This is a genomic window from Xanthomonas sp. MUS 060 (assembly GCF_000963215.1).
In the GTDB taxonomy this organism is placed as follows: Bacteria; Pseudomonadota; Gammaproteobacteria; order Xanthomonadales; family Xanthomonadaceae; genus Xanthomonas_A.
Genome location: NZ_JZIM01000011.1, coordinates 44,976 through 60,937, shown reverse-complemented (window position 1 = coordinate 60,937; position 15,962 = coordinate 44,976). Strand labels below are relative to the sequence as shown.

The following is a 15,962-nucleotide window of genomic DNA, read 5'->3' as shown; positions in this document are numbered from 1 at the left end:
GCGTTTCTCTGGGCAAAAGCCAACGGCTCTCGCCCATGGCTTTACTAAACTCGACAATCGATGCCGTCTATTTCCTTCCCCGTTCCGCCGCTGCCCAAGTCCGGCCAACTCCGCGCGCACTGGCGCGCACCCGCCTCCTCCACCGCGCTGGCCTGGCACATCGCCTGCGCCGCCGCCGCGCACCGCGGACCATTACTGGTGATCGCGCGCGACAACCACAGTGCACACCAGATCGAGGGCGACCTACATACCCTGCTCGGCGGCGATACGCATCTGCCAGTGGTGCCATTTCCCGACTGGGAGACCCTGCCCTACGACCAGTTCAGCCCGCACCCGGACATCGTCAGCCAACGTCTGGCGGCACTGCAGCGATTGCCGACCCTGCAACAGGGCATCGTGGTGGTGCCGGTACAGACGCTGATGCAGCGTTTGGCGCCACTGCGCTACATCGTCGGCGGCAGTTTCGACCTGCGCGTGGGTCAACGTCTGGACCTGGACGCGGAAAAGCGACGACTGGAAAGCGCCAGCTATCGTCACGTGCCGCAGGTCATGGATCCTGGCGACTTCGCCGTGCGCGGCGGTTTGCTCGACGTCTACCCGATGGGCGCCGACACACCGCTGCGCATCGAACTGCTGGACGAGGACATCGATTCGATCCGCGCATTCGACCCGGAATCGCAACGCTCACTGGACCACGTGCAATCGGTGCAAATTTTGCCCGGGCGCGAAGTGCCGATGGACGATGCCAGCGTGGAGCGGGTGCTGACCACGCTGCGCGAGCGTTTCGATGTGGACACCCGGCGCAGCGCGCTCTACCAGGATCTGAAAGCGCGGCTGGCACCGTCGGGCATCGAATATTACTTGCCGCTGTTCTTTCAGGAATCGCGCGGTACCCAAGCAAGCGCACGCGATACCACCGCCACCTTGTTCGACTACCTGGGCGAACGCGTACTGCCGTTGATCGTACCGGGCGTGGGTGCCGCCGCCGATGCCTTCTGGGCGCAGACCCAAGCACGCTACGAGCAACGCCGCCACGACGTGGAACGTCCGCTGCTCGCGCCCGAAGAGTTGTACCAGACGCCGGACACACTGCGCGAACGGCTCAACACGCTGGCGCGCATCGAAGTGCGCGCGGCCGACCATCCGCGCATCGACGAGGCGCAGACGCTGGGCGACCAAACGCTGCCACCGCTGCCGGTGGCCGCCAAGGACGCCGCGCCGGCTGCGGCGCTGAAGCAGTTCCTCGACCATTACCCGGGCCGGGTGCTGATCGCCGCCGACTCGCCCGGCCGTCGCGAAGCGCTGCGGGAAGTGCTGGCCGCCGCCGATCTGAAACCCCATGTGCTAGGCGACTTCAGCGCGTTCGCCGCCGCGACCGGCCCGGCGTTCGCCATCGCGGTGGCGCCACTGGATGGCGGCTTCGCGCTGGAGCAACCGCACATCGCGGTCCTGACCGAGCGCCAACTGTTCCCCGAGCGCGCCAGCCAACCGCGACGCAGCCGCCGCGTCGGCCGCGAGCCGGAAGCGATCATCCGCGACCTCGGCGAGCTGTCCGAAGGCGCGCCCATCGTGCACGAGGACCACGGCGTCGGTCGCTACCGTGGACTGATCGTGCTCGACGCCGGCGGCATGCCTGGCGAGTTCCTGGAAATCGAATACGCCAAGGGCGACCGGCTGTACGTGCCAGTGGCCCAGTTGCACCTGATCAGCCGCTACTCCGGCGCCTCAGCCGAGACCGCACCCTTACATTCGCTGGGCGGCGAGCAGTGGGCCAAAGCCAAACGCAAAGCGGCCGAAAAGGTCCGCGACGTCGCCGCCGAACTACTGGAAATCCAGGCGCGACGCCAGGCCCGTGCCGGCCTGGCGCTACAAGTGGACCGTGCGATGTACGAGCCATTCGCCGCCGGCTTCCCATTCGAAGAAACCCCCGACCAGTTGGCCGCCATCGACGCCACCTTGCGCGACCTGGCCAGCAGCCAGCCGATGGACCGCGTGGTCTGCGGCGACGTCGGCTTCGGCAAGACCGAGGTGGCGGTGCGTGCGGCTTTCGCCGCGGCCAGCGCCGGCAAACAGGTGGCGGTACTGGTGCCGACCACGCTGCTGGCCGAACAGCATTACCGCAACTTTCGCGACCGTTTTGCCGACTACCCGCTCAAGGTCGAAGTGCTGTCGCGCTTCAAGAGCAGCAAGGAAATCAAGGCCGAGTTGGAGAAAGTCGCCGCCGGCACCATCGACGTGATCGTCGGCACCCATCGCCTGTTGCAAGCGGACGTGCGGTTCAAGGATCTGGGCCTGGTTATCGTCGATGAAGAGCAACGCTTCGGGGTGCGCCAGAAGGAAGCACTGAAGGCACTGCGCGCCAACGTCCACCTGCTGACCCTGACCGCCACGCCGATCCCGCGCACACTGAACATGGCCATGGCCGGCCTGCGCGATCTATCGATCATCGCCACGCCGCCGCTGAACCGGCTGGCGGTGCAGACCTTCGTCACCCAGTGGGACAACGCCTTGCTGCGCGAAGCCTTTCAGCGCGAATTGGCGCGCGGCGGCCAGTTGTATTTTCTGCATAACGACGTGGAGAGCATCGGCCGCATGCAGCGCGAATTGAGCGAGCTGGTGCCGGAGGCGCGCATCGGGATCGCCCACGGGCAGATGCCCGAACGCGAGCTGGAAACCGTCATGCTGGACTTCCAGAAGCAGCGCTTCAACGTGTTGTTATCGACCACCATCATCGAATCGGGCATCGACATCCCCAACGCCAACACCATCGTCATCAACCGCGCCGACCGTTTCGGCCTGGCGCAATTGCACCAGTTGCGCGGCCGCGTCGGTCGCTCGCACCATCGCGCCTACGCCTACCTGCTGGTGCCGGATCAACGCAGCATCACGGCCGATGCACAGAAGCGACTGGACGCGATCGCCTCGATGGACGAACTCGGTGCCGGCTTCACCCTGGCCACCCACGACCTGGAAATCCGTGGCGCCGGCGAATTGCTCGGCGAAGATCAGAGCGGGCAGATGGCCGAGGTCGGTTTCAGTCTGTACACCGAACTGCTGGAACGCGCGGTGCGCAGTATCCGCCAGGGCAAGCTGCCGGATCTGGACAGCGGAGAGAGCGCGCGTGGCGCCGAAGTGGAACTGCACGTGCCGGCACTGATTCCGGACGACTACCTGCCCGACGTGCATACCCGTCTGACGCTGTACAAGCGCATCTCCAGCGCCCGCGATGGCGATGGCCTGCGCGAACTGCAGGTGGAAATGATCGACCGCTTCGGGCTGTTGCCCGAGCCGGTGAAGCACCTGTTCGCGATCGCCGAACTGAAATTGCAAGCCAATGCGCTGGGCATCCGCAAACTGGAATTGGGCGAACAAGGTGGGCGGCTGGTGTTCGAGAGCAAGCCCAACATCGACCCGATGACCATCCTGCAGATGATCCAGAAACAGCCCAAGCTGTACGCGATGGACGGCCCGGACAAACTGAAACTCAAACTGCCGCTACCGGAACCCATCGACCGATTCAATGCCGCGCGCGGCCTGCTGACGGCGCTATCGCCACGCTGAGTGGCGCGCGCCTTAAAGACCACAAACACCTTGCCACATAGGCGGCACTGAGCGCGCGCATTCGGCACTTCCAACTGGATACCTGCAACACGACAGTCACTCGTGTAAGCAAGCGCGGCGGCGCGGAAAAAATCCTGCCGCTGAGCGCGATGGCGCGCGAGATCGGCCAGCATCTACATTGACCAGTGACACCTACCACCATCTTGCATGGCATGGTCGGTCAGGCGCTCAATCAACGTTGATGTATTGCGCGCAGCACAGCCACTGCGATGCACGCGCAATGCGAGGCATGACGATAGGCAGCGAGGTCATCGATCTCGGCCAAACCACTATGCGCAGAAGGCTCAGACATTCGCTCCCACCCAATCGCGCAGCAATATCGTTCTACAGTGACGCAACGTTGCGATGCAGCAAAAATTTCGCAGGCAACCTGCCATGCGGTCGTCACCAGGCAGATCGGAATCGCGCGGTTTTTATCCCGCAGCGCCGCTTGCCACCACGCCAGTGACATGCGAGTTTGGCGCGGCGCCGCAGCAGCGCACGCCCATCAGGAGCCGATCCGTTGAATGCGACCACCACCGAGCATGTCGCCGCAACCACTGCTACCACGCCGCGGCTTTCGTCCATCGAGAAATTCGGCTACGGTCTTGGCGATGCGGGCGGCACCATCGTCACCTGCCTGATCGCCAACTTCCTGACTTTTTTCTATACCGATGTCTTCGGGCTGACGCCGGCACTGGTCGGCACCCTGTTCACCGTGCTGCGCGTGGCCGATGCGGTATCCGACCCATTGATGGGCCTCATCGCCGACCGTACCCGCAGCCGTTGGGGCCGTTTTCGCGGGTGGCAATTGTGGGTCGCGCTACCGATCGGCATCGCCTGCGTCTTGACCTTCAGCACGCCGCAGCTCAGCCAGAACGCCAAAATCGGCTACGCCTTCGCCAGCTATTTCCTGCTGTCGCTGTGCTACACCGCGATCAACGTGCCGTACTGCGCACTGATCAACAGCATGACCAACGACCATCGCGAGGTCGTCTCGGCCCAATCCTGGCGCTTCGTACTGTGCGGCATCGCCGGGTTCCTGGTCTCGGTCGGCCTGCCCTGGCTGGTGCGCGCGCTCGGTAACGGCGATGCCGCGCGCGGCTACAGCCTCGGTGTGGGCCTACTCGCCGTGCTGGCGGCCGCGATGTTCCTGTGCTGCTTTTTCGCCGTGCGCGAGCGGGTGCCATTCAGCCTGCTCGGCAACGCCAGCATCGGCGAACACCTGCGTGGGCTACTGCACAACGACCAGATGCGGCTGGTACTGCTGATGTCGTTCCTGCTGATCAACGTATTCAATCTCCGTGGCGGCGGCTACCTGTATTTCATCACCTATGTCCTCGGCGGCGACGGCGGTTACACCTCGCTGTTCTTCGCGATGGTGGCGCTGGCCACGGTGCTGGGCGCCATCGTGGTCAACGCGCTGTGCCGCCGCTTCGACCCACTGACGCTCTACCTGCATACCAACCTGGCACTGGCCGCACTGGGCACACTGCAATGGTGGATACCGACCGGGCCGACCCAGCAGACGCTGTGGCTGGGAGTGATTTTCGTCAACTGCCTGGTGCTGGGCTTCGCACTGCCGCTGCATTTTTCGCTGATGGCCTTCGCCGACGACTACGGCGCCTGGAAAAACCGACTGCGCTCCTCCGGCATCAACTTCGCCTTCAATCTTTTCTGCATCAAATTGGCCTGGGCATCGAGCGCGGTGGTGATCGGCGCTCTATTCGTACACGCTGGCTACCATGCAGGTGCCGCGCATCAGACCGCCGCCTCGCTGCGTGCGATCACCCTGCTGGAAACGCTGATTCCCGCCGGCCTGCACGTGATGCTGGCCGTGGCGATCCAACGCTGCCGCCTGCGTCGGCCACTACTGACCCGCATCGCCGCCGATCTTGCCACCCACCCGGTACGCTGACCCTCCTCGCCTTCGTCCAGGACGCATCCCCCATGCCGAATACTCCCTTGCCCTCCGCCGAGCTGCCACTGGACCGCCTGCGCATCGCCGCCCCCTTCTGGCAGCGCTACCAGCGCCTGGTGCAGGAGGTGGTACTGCCCTACCAATGGGATGCGCTCAACGACGCCGTGGCAGATGCCGCCCCCAGCCATGCAATCGAGAACTTCCGCATCGCCGCAGGACGCAGCGATGGCACCTTCTACGGCATGGTGTTCCAGGACAGCGACGTGGCCAAATGGCTGGAAGCGGTGGCCTATCTGCTGGCGCAGCATCCCGACCCGGTCCTGGAACGCAATGCCGATGCGACCATCGAACTGATCGGCGCCGCGCAGCAGGCCGACGGTTATCTCAACACCTACTTCACCGTCAAAGCGCCAGAACAACGCTGGACCAATCTGGCCGAGTGCCACGAACTGTATTGCGCCGGGCACATGATCGAAGCCGGCGTCGCCTATCACCAGGCCACTGGCAAACGCACCCTGCTCGACATCGTCTGCCGGCTCGCCGACCACATCGACGCCACCTTCGGCCCCGGCCCTACGCAGTTGCACGGCTACCCCGGCCACCCGGAAATCGAACTGGCGCTGATGCGCCTGTACGAGGCCACCAGCGAACCACGCTACCTGGCGCTGGCGCGCTACTTCGTCGAGCAACGCGGGCGCACGCCGCACTACTACGACATCGAACAGGAACAACGCGGCGGCAGCTTCTTCTGGGACGCATACGGCCCGGCCTGGATGATCAAGGACAAGGCCTACAGCCAGGCGCACCTGCCGGTGGCACTACAGGACAGCGCCGTCGGCCATGCCGTGCGCTTCGCCTACCTCTACGCCGGTGTGGCGCATCTGGCCCGGCACAGCGGCGACACCGGCCTGCGCACCGTCTGCGAACGACTATGGAACAACGCCACGCAGCGGCAGATGTACCTCACCGGGGCGATCGGCGCGCAGAGCCACGGCGAAGCCTTCAGCGTCGATTACGATCTGCCCAGCGACACCGCCTACAACGAAAGCTGCGCCTCAATCGGGCTGATGATGTTCGCCAAGCGCATGCTGCAACTGGCGCCGGACAGCCGCTACGCCGACGTGATGGAACGGGCGCTCTACAACACGGTGCTGGCCGGCATGGCCCTGGACGGCCGGCATTTCTTCTACGTCAATCCGCTGGAAGTGCAGCCGGCCACGGTACACGGCAACCACACCTTCGACCACGTCAAACCGGTGCGCCAGCGCTGGTTCGGCTGCGCCTGCTGCCCACCCAACATCGCCCGCGTGCTGACCTCGCTCGGCCACTACATCTACACCCGCCGCGACGACGCGCTGTACGTCAACCTCTACGTCGGCAGCGATGCGAGCCTGGAGGTACACGGACAGACCCTGACCCTGCAGCAGCGCGGCGACTACCCCTGGCAGGAACAGATCGAACTGCACGTGGACTGCACCACGCCCATCGAAGCCGCCCTGGCCCTGCGCCTGCCGGACTGGTGTCGCACGCCGCAACTGCGACTCAATGGCGAGCCAGTGGAAATCGACGCACACCGGCAACACGGTTACTGCATGCTGCGTCGGCGCTGGCAACAGGGCGACACGCTCCACCTGCACTTGCCAATGCCGGCGCTGCGGGTCAGCGCGCATCCGCGCGTGCGGCATCTGGCCGGCAAGGTCGCACTGCAACGTGGGCCGCTCGTGTACTGCCTAGAGCAAGCCGACAACGGCGCCCACCTGCACCAGTTGCGCCTGCCCGCCACTGCGGCGATCCATGCGATTGCCGGCAGCGGCGCGCTGGCCGGACAGGTGCTGCTGCAAGCCGAAGGCGAACGCCTGCACGGCGACGACAGCCGCGCCGACACCGCACCGCTGTACCGCTACGATGCGCCGCCGCCAACGCGACAGCCACAGACACTGATCTTCGTGCCGTATTTCGCCTGGGCCAACCGCGGCGAAGGCGAGATGCGGGTGTGGCTGGACGCTGGCGGCAACGGCTGAGCCAGTGGCGCAATGCACCACGCGCGCGCAGCAGCGTAGGCTGCGCGCGCAACGGTGCCTGTGGTCGGTACCGTGCGCGTGGCCGCAATGGTCTGGCGCTTACTTTGCCTTGCCCTGATTCGCCACTGCCTCGGCGGCGCGCTTGGCCGCTTCCGGATCGCCGAGATAGCGATAGGAGCGCACTTGCAAGGCGTCGTCCAGTTCGAACAGCAGCGGGATGCCGGTGGGGATGTTGAGTTCGAGAATCTCCTCGCGCGACACCCCGTTCAAATACTTGTAAAGCGCGCGCAGCGAATTGCCGTGCGCCGTGACCAGCACCGTCTGCCCAGCCTTGAGTTGCGGCGCGATGGCATCGTGCCAGTACGGCAGCACACGATCGAGCGTGCTCGCCAGCGACTCGGTCGCCGGCAACGCATTGCGGTCGAGCGTGGCGTAACGGCGATCGTGCAGCGGATGGCCCGGATCGGCGGCATCCATCGGCGGCGGCGGGATATCGTAGGAACGGCGCCAGATCTTGACCTGCTCTTCGCCGTGTTTGGCGGCGGTTTCGGCCTTGTCCAGCCCCTGCAAGCCACCGTAGTGACGCTCGTTGAGGCGCCAACTCTTGTGCACCGGCAACCAGTCCTGCTCCAGCACGTTCAACGCGCCCTGCAAGGTGTGAATGGCGCGCTTGAGCACCGAGGTATGCGCCACATCGAAGTGCAGCCCCTCCTCGCGCATCAGCCGACCGGCGGCCACGGCCTCCTGGCGGCCTTGCTCGGTGAGATCCACGTCCACCCAGCCGGTGAAACGGTTATCCAAGTTCCATTGGCTCTGGCCATGGCGCAACAATACGAGTTTGCGGGTCACTACGACGGTCTCCGTGAGAGGAAAAGACAGGACATTGCCTACGAATTGTAGCGGCATGACGCAATCGGGTGCCGTCACCGTCACGCCCCCCACGGGCAGGGCCCGATCCGCACGCACGCTCCTGGCGTCCCCTGCGCATCTTCAGCGCATCCACAGCGCGGCAACGCCCACGCTGTCAGCATGCGCACATGCAAATGTCTGAAAACTCCAACGTGTTCGGCGACTGGGATGGCAGCGTCGCGCAAGCCCGCGCCCTGCAAACGACGCTGGCGCGGCAGGTGCGGCTGCACGACGAGGTCACCGATCCACCACGCTGGCTGGCGGGCGTCGATGTCGGCTTCGAAGACGAGGGCCGCATCACCCGCGCCGCCGCCGTGCTGCTAGACGCACAGACGCTACAGCCGCAGCAGGCCGAGATCGCCCGCGTGCCTACCGCAATGGCCTACATCCCAGGCCTGCTGAGCTTCCGCGAATTGCCGGCACTCCTGGCCGCGCTGGCATTGCTGCGACAGCCTCCGGATCTGGTCTTCGTCGATGGCCAAGGCATCGCTCATCCGCGCCGGCTTGGCATCGCCGCACATTTTGGCGTGGTCACTGGACTACCCAGCATCGGCGTAGCGAAAAAATCGCTGGCCGGTCATTTCGACGCACCCGGCGCGCAAGCCGGCGACCACAGCCCGATCCTGCATCGCGGCGAAGTGGTCGGCTGGGCGCTGCGCAGCAAGGTACGCTGCAATCCGTTGATCGTCTCGCCAGGACACCGCGTGAGCGTGGACAGCGCCTTGCAATGGACCCAGCGTTATCTGCGCGGCTACCGTCTGCCGGAACCGACCCGGCTGGCCGATCGGCTGGCCTCGCGTCGTGGCGAGGTCGCCGTACACACCGGCGCAGTCGGGAGCCTGTTCTGAGCCGACGGCACGCGTGGTTGCCCTCGCCGCTTGAGCTTGCTCCTATTTGGCATCAAAAGGCACGTCGCTGATGTCGCCTCCATATCTCGACGACGATCATCTGTCCTGATCTGTTCCAAGACATACACCGATAAACATCGACATGCGCCATGGTCGCCACACGCCTTGACACGTCATGCGCCAAGGCGTGGTCACCCGCACGGATCTCAGCGTTTAGAGATCACGATGCCGCTAGCAGAAATGGTAGCTTGGCGGTCGTAGGGCCACCCACCACGAAAATAGGTGGACACCCCGGCCGTCGCAGTGCCGCCCCTGCATTTTGAGTCACTCATGGCGATAGCAAAATAATTGCAACCCTGGGTTACCTGGACACATGGCACTTTCTGAGCGTAGCCAACCTTGCAGCACACTGGACTGCTCAGATCACCTTCACTGATCAGCAATGCCTTGGCACCGTTAAGATTATTGTTGGCATACATTTTTCCGCCTGTACCTGCGACGCCAAAGCAACGCATATGGCCAGGGCGGCGGGGAAACACAGCAGCGCCCTGCACCAAAGACGAATGTTGGATTATCTGTTGTATCTCGTGCTGGTCATGCATTTTCTCCAGATGATAATGACAAAACGATTCAACGACGACAACACGCCATCGTCGCTTCCAACTCACCACATGCGACATGCGACATGCGAAGCATGTCTGCCACAGCAGACAGTGCCAGATCAGGATCATTAGCCGCAAATATCCAACCATTGGCATCGGCACGAAATGTGATATTTGCAGATGCGCCCAGCTAGTGAAACGACTGGAAATCCATCAAATCACAGCACACCGACGAATTTTTTACTATATAAATTCACAACAGGCGCGATGTAGAAAAATTTCACCCGAATACACATCATTCAATTTATTTAAACCGAGATCACCATCAGGCATGCCGATGCGACGGATGCCTGCCAGAGCCAACACCTGCCACGGTCGATTACCCCACGTCAGGGCACCAGGATGGGAGCGTTGGACAGCAGGCATCGTCATCGCGCCACATCTTGTTCGCCACTTTAAGAGCGTGCTCAAAGTCTCCCGCTGAGATGTGAGACGCTCCAGAGATGAAAAAGAGCTACCCAGCTGCCAGTGGCGCATTACAGTGGACACCCAGGCACTGCCGCATGCGGTGTTCGTGACGACTGCGGAGGTGACTGATCGCAAAAGAGCGCTGCAGGCGCTCGCGCGAGGTCACCGTCCACACCGACGCAGCCGGGAGGTTTTTTGAGGCAAGAGCCCGCGTACTCACTTTCGGCGTTTGCCGGCACCGTCTCAGAGGCTGCTCAGCTGAATGCCATTAACGGTGACTTTGATCAAATTACCTCGCGGACGCGGACGCGGATAAAAACTGATACTTAACCCTGCCATACCAGTACCAGCATCACACGTTGCCGTGCTCATGGCCTGCACTGTGTAGTTCACACCTCAACTCAGCACCGGCCCCTGGACATTGGTACCCTTGTATATCTTGTAGCAACCAACGTTATAGACCAGCAATCCCTTGGCCGCATCAATCTCGGTGGCGAGTTGTGTGGGCACACTTTGCGCCTGGACCGAACCAGCAAGACACGTCGCCAGGACGGCCGCGATACCTAGCAGACACTTGTGCCGAAAACGAATGTTAGATGCTGTTTTCATAAGAAATTTATCCTATCGATGTTGATTGAAGGAAACTATTCATATTTCAATTAATCATAAATGCAAGACCACACCAACAGAACAGTGTCCCGCACTGCGTCGGATGATAAACATGGTCGACACGGAGTTTCAGCGTGATCGCAACACAGTCGCCGTGAGGAGCCAAGGATTGTAACCTTCATTCCTAAGAACTGACGAATGAGCAGGCATCGCGCACAGTTCCAAGTTGACATTTAGGGATAACCTAAACAAGTTATACCCTCGTGATCAACGACTTTACAATCCAATGGGTTGGCCGCTCAAAAGACGCGGGAGATGAGATTGTTCAGTCCTTGGCGGCCGTTGCATGGCCAAGCCCACGCACCGGCCATGCACAACGCCCCCGCCAGACACCAGACACTGACTAGCGCACACCTAGCGCATGTCCACTTTTATAGCTCCGCCCACGCTATCACCTTGGCGATGGTGCTATCGTGCGAAACAGACAACTGCACTCCGGGACAGGCACTGCGCCGGGATAGGGAGGCAGTGATCGCCCGCCAGCAGGAGAACCGCTGCAGACAGCCGATATTGGCGTGAATGGATAAACAAACCGAAACCGTTGCAACAAGACCCATGGGGACATCGCGAATGAAGCTTGCCATCGTATGCAACGTGTTTCTGACGATGGCCGCCGCTCTGCCGGCGGCCACTGCTCTGGCGCAACAGTCCCAGAACTGCCCACAACTGCCGCCGCAGGTCAACTTGCAGTGGAACGAGCGCAGCGACAAGGGCCTCATCGTCTGCCGCGCGGCAACCGCCGACGGCCGCCAGGTGCTGGGCATCATGCTCACCGCGCGCGACCCGCGCATTCCGCTCCCGCGCGCGTTGCGCGAGGAAAAAGGCAGCATCGGTGGCGAGACGATCCAATGGTACCGACCCGACGTGGGTGGTGCCGAGCTACCCGGCCTGGCCTCGCGCCGCATCACCGTCGCAGAACTGAAAAAAGGCCAGTTCGCACAGGTATGGATCGATGCGAGCGATGCGCAGGAACTACAGTCACTGCAAGGGTTGGTACAAGCGCTGGACATGCATCAGGCCAGCCTGGCCTTGGAGCGCTGAGGGCAACGGCCAGGCGGATCGGCCTGGCGCTGCGCTAAAACGACACGGCCTATGCTGCGCTTAGAAGCGCCCTTCCTGGAAATCGACGAAGGCCTGCATCAATTCCTGGCGCGTGTTCATCACGAACGGTCCATGCCGTGCCACCGGCTCGTGCAAGGGCCGCCCAGCCACCAGGATCAGACGCGCCCCCCGCTCCCCAGCATGAAGCTGTAATAGATCGCCACCGCCAAGCACCGCCAAGGTCTGCGCGGACAGTGGCCGCGCCGGCGCGCCCGTGCCCACAACCGCCGCGCCTTCGAACATGTACGCAAACGCATTGTGTCCGGATGGCAGCAGATACGACCAGCTCGCATCCGCGGCCAACGCGATGTCCAGATACAACGGATCGGTGGCCGGCTGCGCAATCGGCCCATGGATTTCGCCGATCTGCCCGGCGATGACCTTGATCGTCACGCCCGCAGCCGGTTGGATCAGCGGAATGCGCTCCGGCGCGAACTCCTGATAACGCGGCGCGGTCATTTTCTCGCGCGCCGGCAGATTCACCCATAGCTGAAAACCGCGCATGCGCCCGGACTCTTGCTCCGGCATCTCCGAATGCACCAAACCACGACCGGCCGTCATCCACTGCACGCTCCCCGGGGTCAGCAGACCTTCGTTGCCGTGGTTGTCCTTGTGCCGCATGCGGCCATCGAGCATGTAGGTGACCGTCTCGAAACCGCGATGCGGATGGCTGGGAAAGCCGCCGATATAGTCTTCGGCGCGGTCGGTGCCGAATTCGTCCAGCAACAGGAACGGATCCAGCTCGGGCAGTTCGCCACCGCCGATCACGCGGGTCAACTTGACCCCATCGCCATCGGCGGTGGCATGGCCGCGAATCGTGCGCAGGATGCGCGCCGGGTCGGTCGTGGAGGTGTCGGTCATGGCAGGCAATCTCGCTGGGTAAGTCATCACTATGGGAGCGACCAATGCAGCAGCCAACCGTGATCAGCGCAACCCATCGTTCCATCGTGCAGATGTCGACGCGGCCACTGCCGGTGGCCGTGGCTGTGTCGCGGCCACATGCAGGTGAGCACCCAATATCAATGGCCGGCCTTGACCGCCCGCAGCATCGCGGCGACGCTTGTCGCATAACTCTAGGAGTACACGCTGCATGAAAAGCGTTTCCAAACTGGCCTGGGCCGCACTCGCCGTGCTGGCGGCGTTCTGTCTCGGCACGCTCGCCCTGCGCCGGGGCGAACCCATCAACGCATTGTGGATCGTGGTCGCCGCCGTCTCGATCTACCTGATCGCCTACCGCTTCTACAGCCGCTTCATCGCCGACACAGTGATGCGACTCGACCCAACACGGGCCACGCCCGCTGTCGTCAACAACGATGGCCTGGACTACGTGCCGACCAACAAACACGTGTTGTTCGGCCACCATTTCGCCGCCATCGCCGGTGCCGGGCCCCTGGTCGGGCCGGTACTGGCCGCGCAGATGGGCTACCTGCCCGGCCTGTTGTGGCTGGTGGTCGGCGTGGTCCTGGCCGGCGCGGTGCAGGATTTCATGGTGTTGTTCCTGTCCAGCCGCCGCGACGGTCGCTCGCTCGGCGAGCTGGTGCGCGAGGAAATGGGGCAGATTCCAGGCACCATCGCCCTGTTCGGCGCCTTCCTGATCATGATCATCATCCTGGCGGTGCTGGCGATGGTGGTGGTCAAGGCCCTGGCGCAAAGCCCGTGGGGCATGTTCACGGTGATCGCGACCATGCCCATCGCGCTGCTGATGGGCGTGTACATGCGCTACCTACGTCCTGGCAAGATCGGCGAGATTTCGGTGGTCGGGCTGATCCTGCTGCTGGCGGCGATCTGGTTCGGCGGTCGCATCGCCGCCGATCCGGTCTGGGCCGCCGCCTTCACCTTCACCGACATGCAGGTCACCTGGCTGCTGATCGGCTACGGCTTCGTCGCCTCGGTCCTGCCGGTGTGGCTGCTGCTGGCGCCGCGTGACTACCTGTCCACCTTTCTCAAGATCGGCACCATCCTCGCACTGGCCATCGGCATCGTGGTAGTCATGCCCGAGCTGAAGATGCCTGCGATCACCGCTTATGCCCACACCGGCATGGGCCCGGTGTGGGCCGGTGGCCTGTTCCCGTTCCTGTTCATCACCATCGCCTGCGGCGCGGTATCCGGCTTCCATGCCTTGATCGCCTCCGGCACCACGCCGAAGCTGCTCGCCAACGAGCAGCATATGCGCTACATCGGCTACGGCGGCATGCTGATGGAATCGTTCGTCGCGGTGATGGCACTGGTCGCGGCTTCGATCATCGAGCCGGGCGTGTACTTCGCGATGAACGCGCCGGCCTCGATGGTCGGCCACGACGCCATCGCGGTCGCGGCCAAGGTCTCGGAGTGGGGCTTCAGCATCACCCCGGACGTCCTTCAGGCGACCGCGCACGACATTGGCGAAAGCAGCATCCTGGCCCGCGCCGGCGGCGCGCCGACCCTGGCGGTGGGCATCGCGCAGATTCTGCACCAACTGCTGCCGGGTGAGAACATGATGGCGTTCTGGTACCACTTCGCGATTCTGTTCGAAGCGTTGTTCATCCTCACGGCGGTCGACGCCGGCACCCGCGCCGGCCGCTTCATGCTGCAGGACCTGCTCGGCAACTTCGTGCCGGCGCTGCGCCGTACCGAATCGTGGGGAGCCAATATACTCGCCACCGCCGGCTGCGTCGCACTGTGGGGCTATCTGCTGTACACCGGAGTCAAGGATCCGTATGGCGGCATTCGCACACTGTGGCCGCTCTTCGGCATTTCCAACCAGATGCTCGCCGGTATCGCGCTGATGCTGAGCACGGTGGTGCTGTTCAAACTCAAACGCGACCGCTACGCCTGGGTGACCCTGATCCCGGCGCTGTGGCTGCTGCTGTGCACCACCTGCGCCGGGCTGATCAAACTCTTCGACGCCGACCCCACGCAAGGCTTTCTGGCACAAGCACATACCTTCCGCGACGCCATTGCCAGCGGCACAATCACCGCACCGGCCACGTCGATGGCGCAGATGCAGCAGATCGTGACCAACGCCTACGTCAACACCGGGCTGACGGTGTTGTTCCTGTGCGTGGTCCTGGCGATCCTGATTTACTCGATCAAGACCATCCTCGCCGCACGCCGCAAGCCGCAGCGCAGCGACCGCGAAACTCCCTACGTCACACTACAACCACACCAAATGGCGGATCTGTGATGCGTACCGACCTGGTCCCCGTCGGCCAATACCAAGCGCACCGTCGATTGTGGCGACGACTGGTGCAGACCGCACGACTGTGCTGCGGCATTCCCGACTACGACAACTACGTTCGGCATATGCTGGAGAAACATCCGGAGCAGCAACCGATGGATTACAAAACCTTCTTCCGCGAGCGCCAGGAAGCGCGCTACGGCGGCAAGAGCGGGTTTCGTTGTTGCTGAGTCGTCCATGCAGTGCAGGCCATGGACGAGCGCATGGCCTCGGCGGCGCATCGGGCGGGCGTCGCTGTCTTGCCGATGCATCCTGTCACGCTGTTGGCTGGTCGTGCGCCATACCATGACCACCACCGGCCATGGCTTCAAAGACCCAATGGACAGGTCGGACGGTGGCGGCATCCGCTTCGTGACGTAAGATCGCAAGCGCATGGGAGATGCTTGCTTGCTCAAAATCAAAAGGAGAGGTCACGCGCGATGAGCCAGGACACCGACGATCACGACGATCACAGCGACAATCCCTATCGCCCGCGCAAACTCAAAATCAAAAGGAGAGGTCACGCGCGATGAGCCAGGACACCGACGATCACGACGATCACAGCGACAATCCCTATCGCCCGCGCAAACTCAAGGTGCGCGATCGGCTGCACGATCTGCAGCTCCT

Annotated in this window: 11 protein-coding genes and 1 pseudogene; 8 read left to right on the top strand and 4 right to left on the bottom strand. The window is 63.2% G+C overall.

The genetic code is table 11. The features are described 5' to 3' along the window. Nucleotides 1–60 precede the first annotated feature (60 nt). The 3 genes from mfd to XANALMUS060_RS11355 all read left to right on the top strand — a co-directional run bounded on the left by mfd (nucleotide 61) and on the right by XANALMUS060_RS11355 (nucleotide 7,542). Nucleotides 61–3,561: a transcription-repair coupling factor gene (gene mfd, locus XANALMUS060_RS11365; RefSeq protein WP_045738499.1), complete on the top strand. Its 3,501-nt coding sequence runs from the start codon at nucleotides 61–63 to the stop codon at nucleotides 3,559–3,561. A 562-nt stretch (nucleotides 3,562–4,123) separates the two neighbouring features. Beyond that, complete coding sequence (locus XANALMUS060_RS11360; RefSeq protein WP_045738527.1) at nucleotides 4,124–5,518, top strand: MFS transporter; 1,395 nt, start codon at nucleotides 4,124–4,126, stop codon at nucleotides 5,516–5,518. 32 nt (nucleotides 5,519–5,550) lie between these two features. After that, on the top strand, nucleotides 5,551–7,542 hold the full coding sequence (locus XANALMUS060_RS11355) for a beta-L-arabinofuranosidase domain-containing protein (protein ID WP_045738498.1): 1,992 nt from the start codon (nucleotides 5,551–5,553) through the stop codon (nucleotides 7,540–7,542). A 99-nt stretch (nucleotides 7,543–7,641) separates the two neighbouring features. On the opposite strand, the gene gpmA is transcribed toward XANALMUS060_RS11355, so the two are convergent. Further along, nucleotides 7,642–8,391, bottom strand: coding sequence for a 2,3-diphosphoglycerate-dependent phosphoglycerate mutase (gene gpmA, locus XANALMUS060_RS11350; protein WP_045738526.1), 750 nt, complete (start codon nucleotides 8,389–8,391; stop codon nucleotides 7,642–7,644). A gap of 194 nt (nucleotides 8,392–8,585) precedes the next feature. Between gpmA and nfi the strand changes: the two genes are divergently transcribed. Further along, nucleotides 8,586–9,299 carry a deoxyribonuclease V gene (gene nfi / locus XANALMUS060_RS11345; protein WP_045738525.1) on the top strand — a complete coding sequence of 238 codons (714 nt, stop codon included), beginning with the start codon at nucleotides 8,586–8,588 and terminating at the stop codon, nucleotides 9,297–9,299. Nucleotides 9,300–9,505: 206 nt separating this feature from the next. Here the strand turns inward: nfi and XANALMUS060_RS19865 are convergent, their stop codons facing one another. Further along, a complete protein-coding gene (locus XANALMUS060_RS19865) occupies nucleotides 9,506–10,030 on the bottom strand; it encodes a hypothetical protein (RefSeq protein WP_152640480.1) in 525 nt (174 codons plus the stop codon). 406 nt (nucleotides 10,031–10,436) lie between these two features. Here XANALMUS060_RS19865 and XANALMUS060_RS19860 point away from each other — a divergent pair. Both XANALMUS060_RS19860 and XANALMUS060_RS11335 read left to right on the top strand, forming a co-directional pair. After that, nucleotides 10,437–10,529 (top strand): annotated as a pseudogene (locus XANALMUS060_RS19860) (IS5/IS1182 family transposase); the annotation flags it as partial. Nucleotides 10,530–11,608: 1,079 nt separating this feature from the next. After that, complete coding sequence (locus XANALMUS060_RS11335) at nucleotides 11,609–12,079, top strand: hypothetical protein (RefSeq protein ID WP_045738496.1); 471 nt, start codon at nucleotides 11,609–11,611, stop codon at nucleotides 12,077–12,079. Between the two features lie 60 nt (nucleotides 12,080–12,139). Here XANALMUS060_RS11335 and XANALMUS060_RS11330 read toward each other — a convergent pair whose 3' ends face one another. Continuing rightward, the gene (locus tag XANALMUS060_RS11330; RefSeq protein ID WP_045738495.1) at nucleotides 12,140–13,000 is read right to left on the bottom strand and encodes a pirin family protein; all 861 of its coding nucleotides are present in this window, start codon (nucleotides 12,998–13,000) and stop codon (nucleotides 12,140–12,142) included. Between the two features lie 229 nt (nucleotides 13,001–13,229). On the opposite strand from XANALMUS060_RS11330, the gene XANALMUS060_RS11325 reads away from it, so the two are divergent. Together XANALMUS060_RS11325 and XANALMUS060_RS11320 are read left to right on the top strand one after the other, a co-directional pair. Next, on the top strand, nucleotides 13,230–15,302 hold the full coding sequence (locus XANALMUS060_RS11325; protein ID WP_045738494.1) for a carbon starvation CstA family protein: 2,073 nt from the start codon (nucleotides 13,230–13,232) through the stop codon (nucleotides 15,300–15,302). Next, the gene (locus tag XANALMUS060_RS11320) at nucleotides 15,302–15,526 is read left to right on the top strand and encodes a CstA-like transporter-associated (seleno)protein (RefSeq protein WP_045738493.1); all 225 of its coding nucleotides are present in this window, start codon (nucleotides 15,302–15,304) and stop codon (nucleotides 15,524–15,526) included. The genes XANALMUS060_RS11325 and XANALMUS060_RS11320 overlap by 1 nt, the downstream gene beginning before the upstream one ends. Before the next feature lie 85 nt (nucleotides 15,527–15,611). On the opposite strand, the gene XANALMUS060_RS20565 is transcribed toward XANALMUS060_RS11320, so the two are convergent. After that, a complete protein-coding gene (locus XANALMUS060_RS20565; RefSeq protein ID WP_161795410.1) occupies nucleotides 15,612–15,770 on the bottom strand; it encodes a hypothetical protein in 159 nt (52 codons plus the stop codon). Between the last annotated feature and the right edge of the window lie 192 nt (nucleotides 15,771–15,962).

What these genes read in the sequence shown, in the direction of transcription:
- XANALMUS060_RS11330 (WP_045738495.1), bottom strand. Translation starts at nt 13,000, where the DNA reads ATGACCGACACCTCCACGACCGACCCGGCGCGCATCCTGCGCACGATT.
- nfi (WP_045738525.1), top strand. Translation starts at nt 8,586, where the DNA reads ATGTCTGAAAACTCCAACGTGTTCGGCGACTGGGATGGCAGCGTCGCG.
- XANALMUS060_RS11325 (WP_045738494.1), top strand. Translation starts at nt 13,230, where the DNA reads ATGAAAAGCGTTTCCAAACTGGCCTGGGCCGCACTCGCCGTGCTGGCG.
- XANALMUS060_RS19865 (WP_152640480.1), bottom strand. Translation starts at nt 10,030, where the DNA reads ATGATCCTGATCTGGCACTGTCTGCTGTGGCAGACATGCTTCGCATGT.
- XANALMUS060_RS11335 (WP_045738496.1), top strand. Translation starts at nt 11,609, where the DNA reads ATGAAGCTTGCCATCGTATGCAACGTGTTTCTGACGATGGCCGCCGCT.
- XANALMUS060_RS11320 (WP_045738493.1), top strand. Translation starts at nt 15,302, where the DNA reads ATGCGTACCGACCTGGTCCCCGTCGGCCAATACCAAGCGCACCGTCGA.
- mfd (WP_045738499.1), top strand. Translation starts at nt 61, where the DNA reads ATGCCGTCTATTTCCTTCCCCGTTCCGCCGCTGCCCAAGTCCGGCCAA.
- XANALMUS060_RS11355 (WP_045738498.1), top strand. Translation starts at nt 5,551, where the DNA reads ATGCCGAATACTCCCTTGCCCTCCGCCGAGCTGCCACTGGACCGCCTG.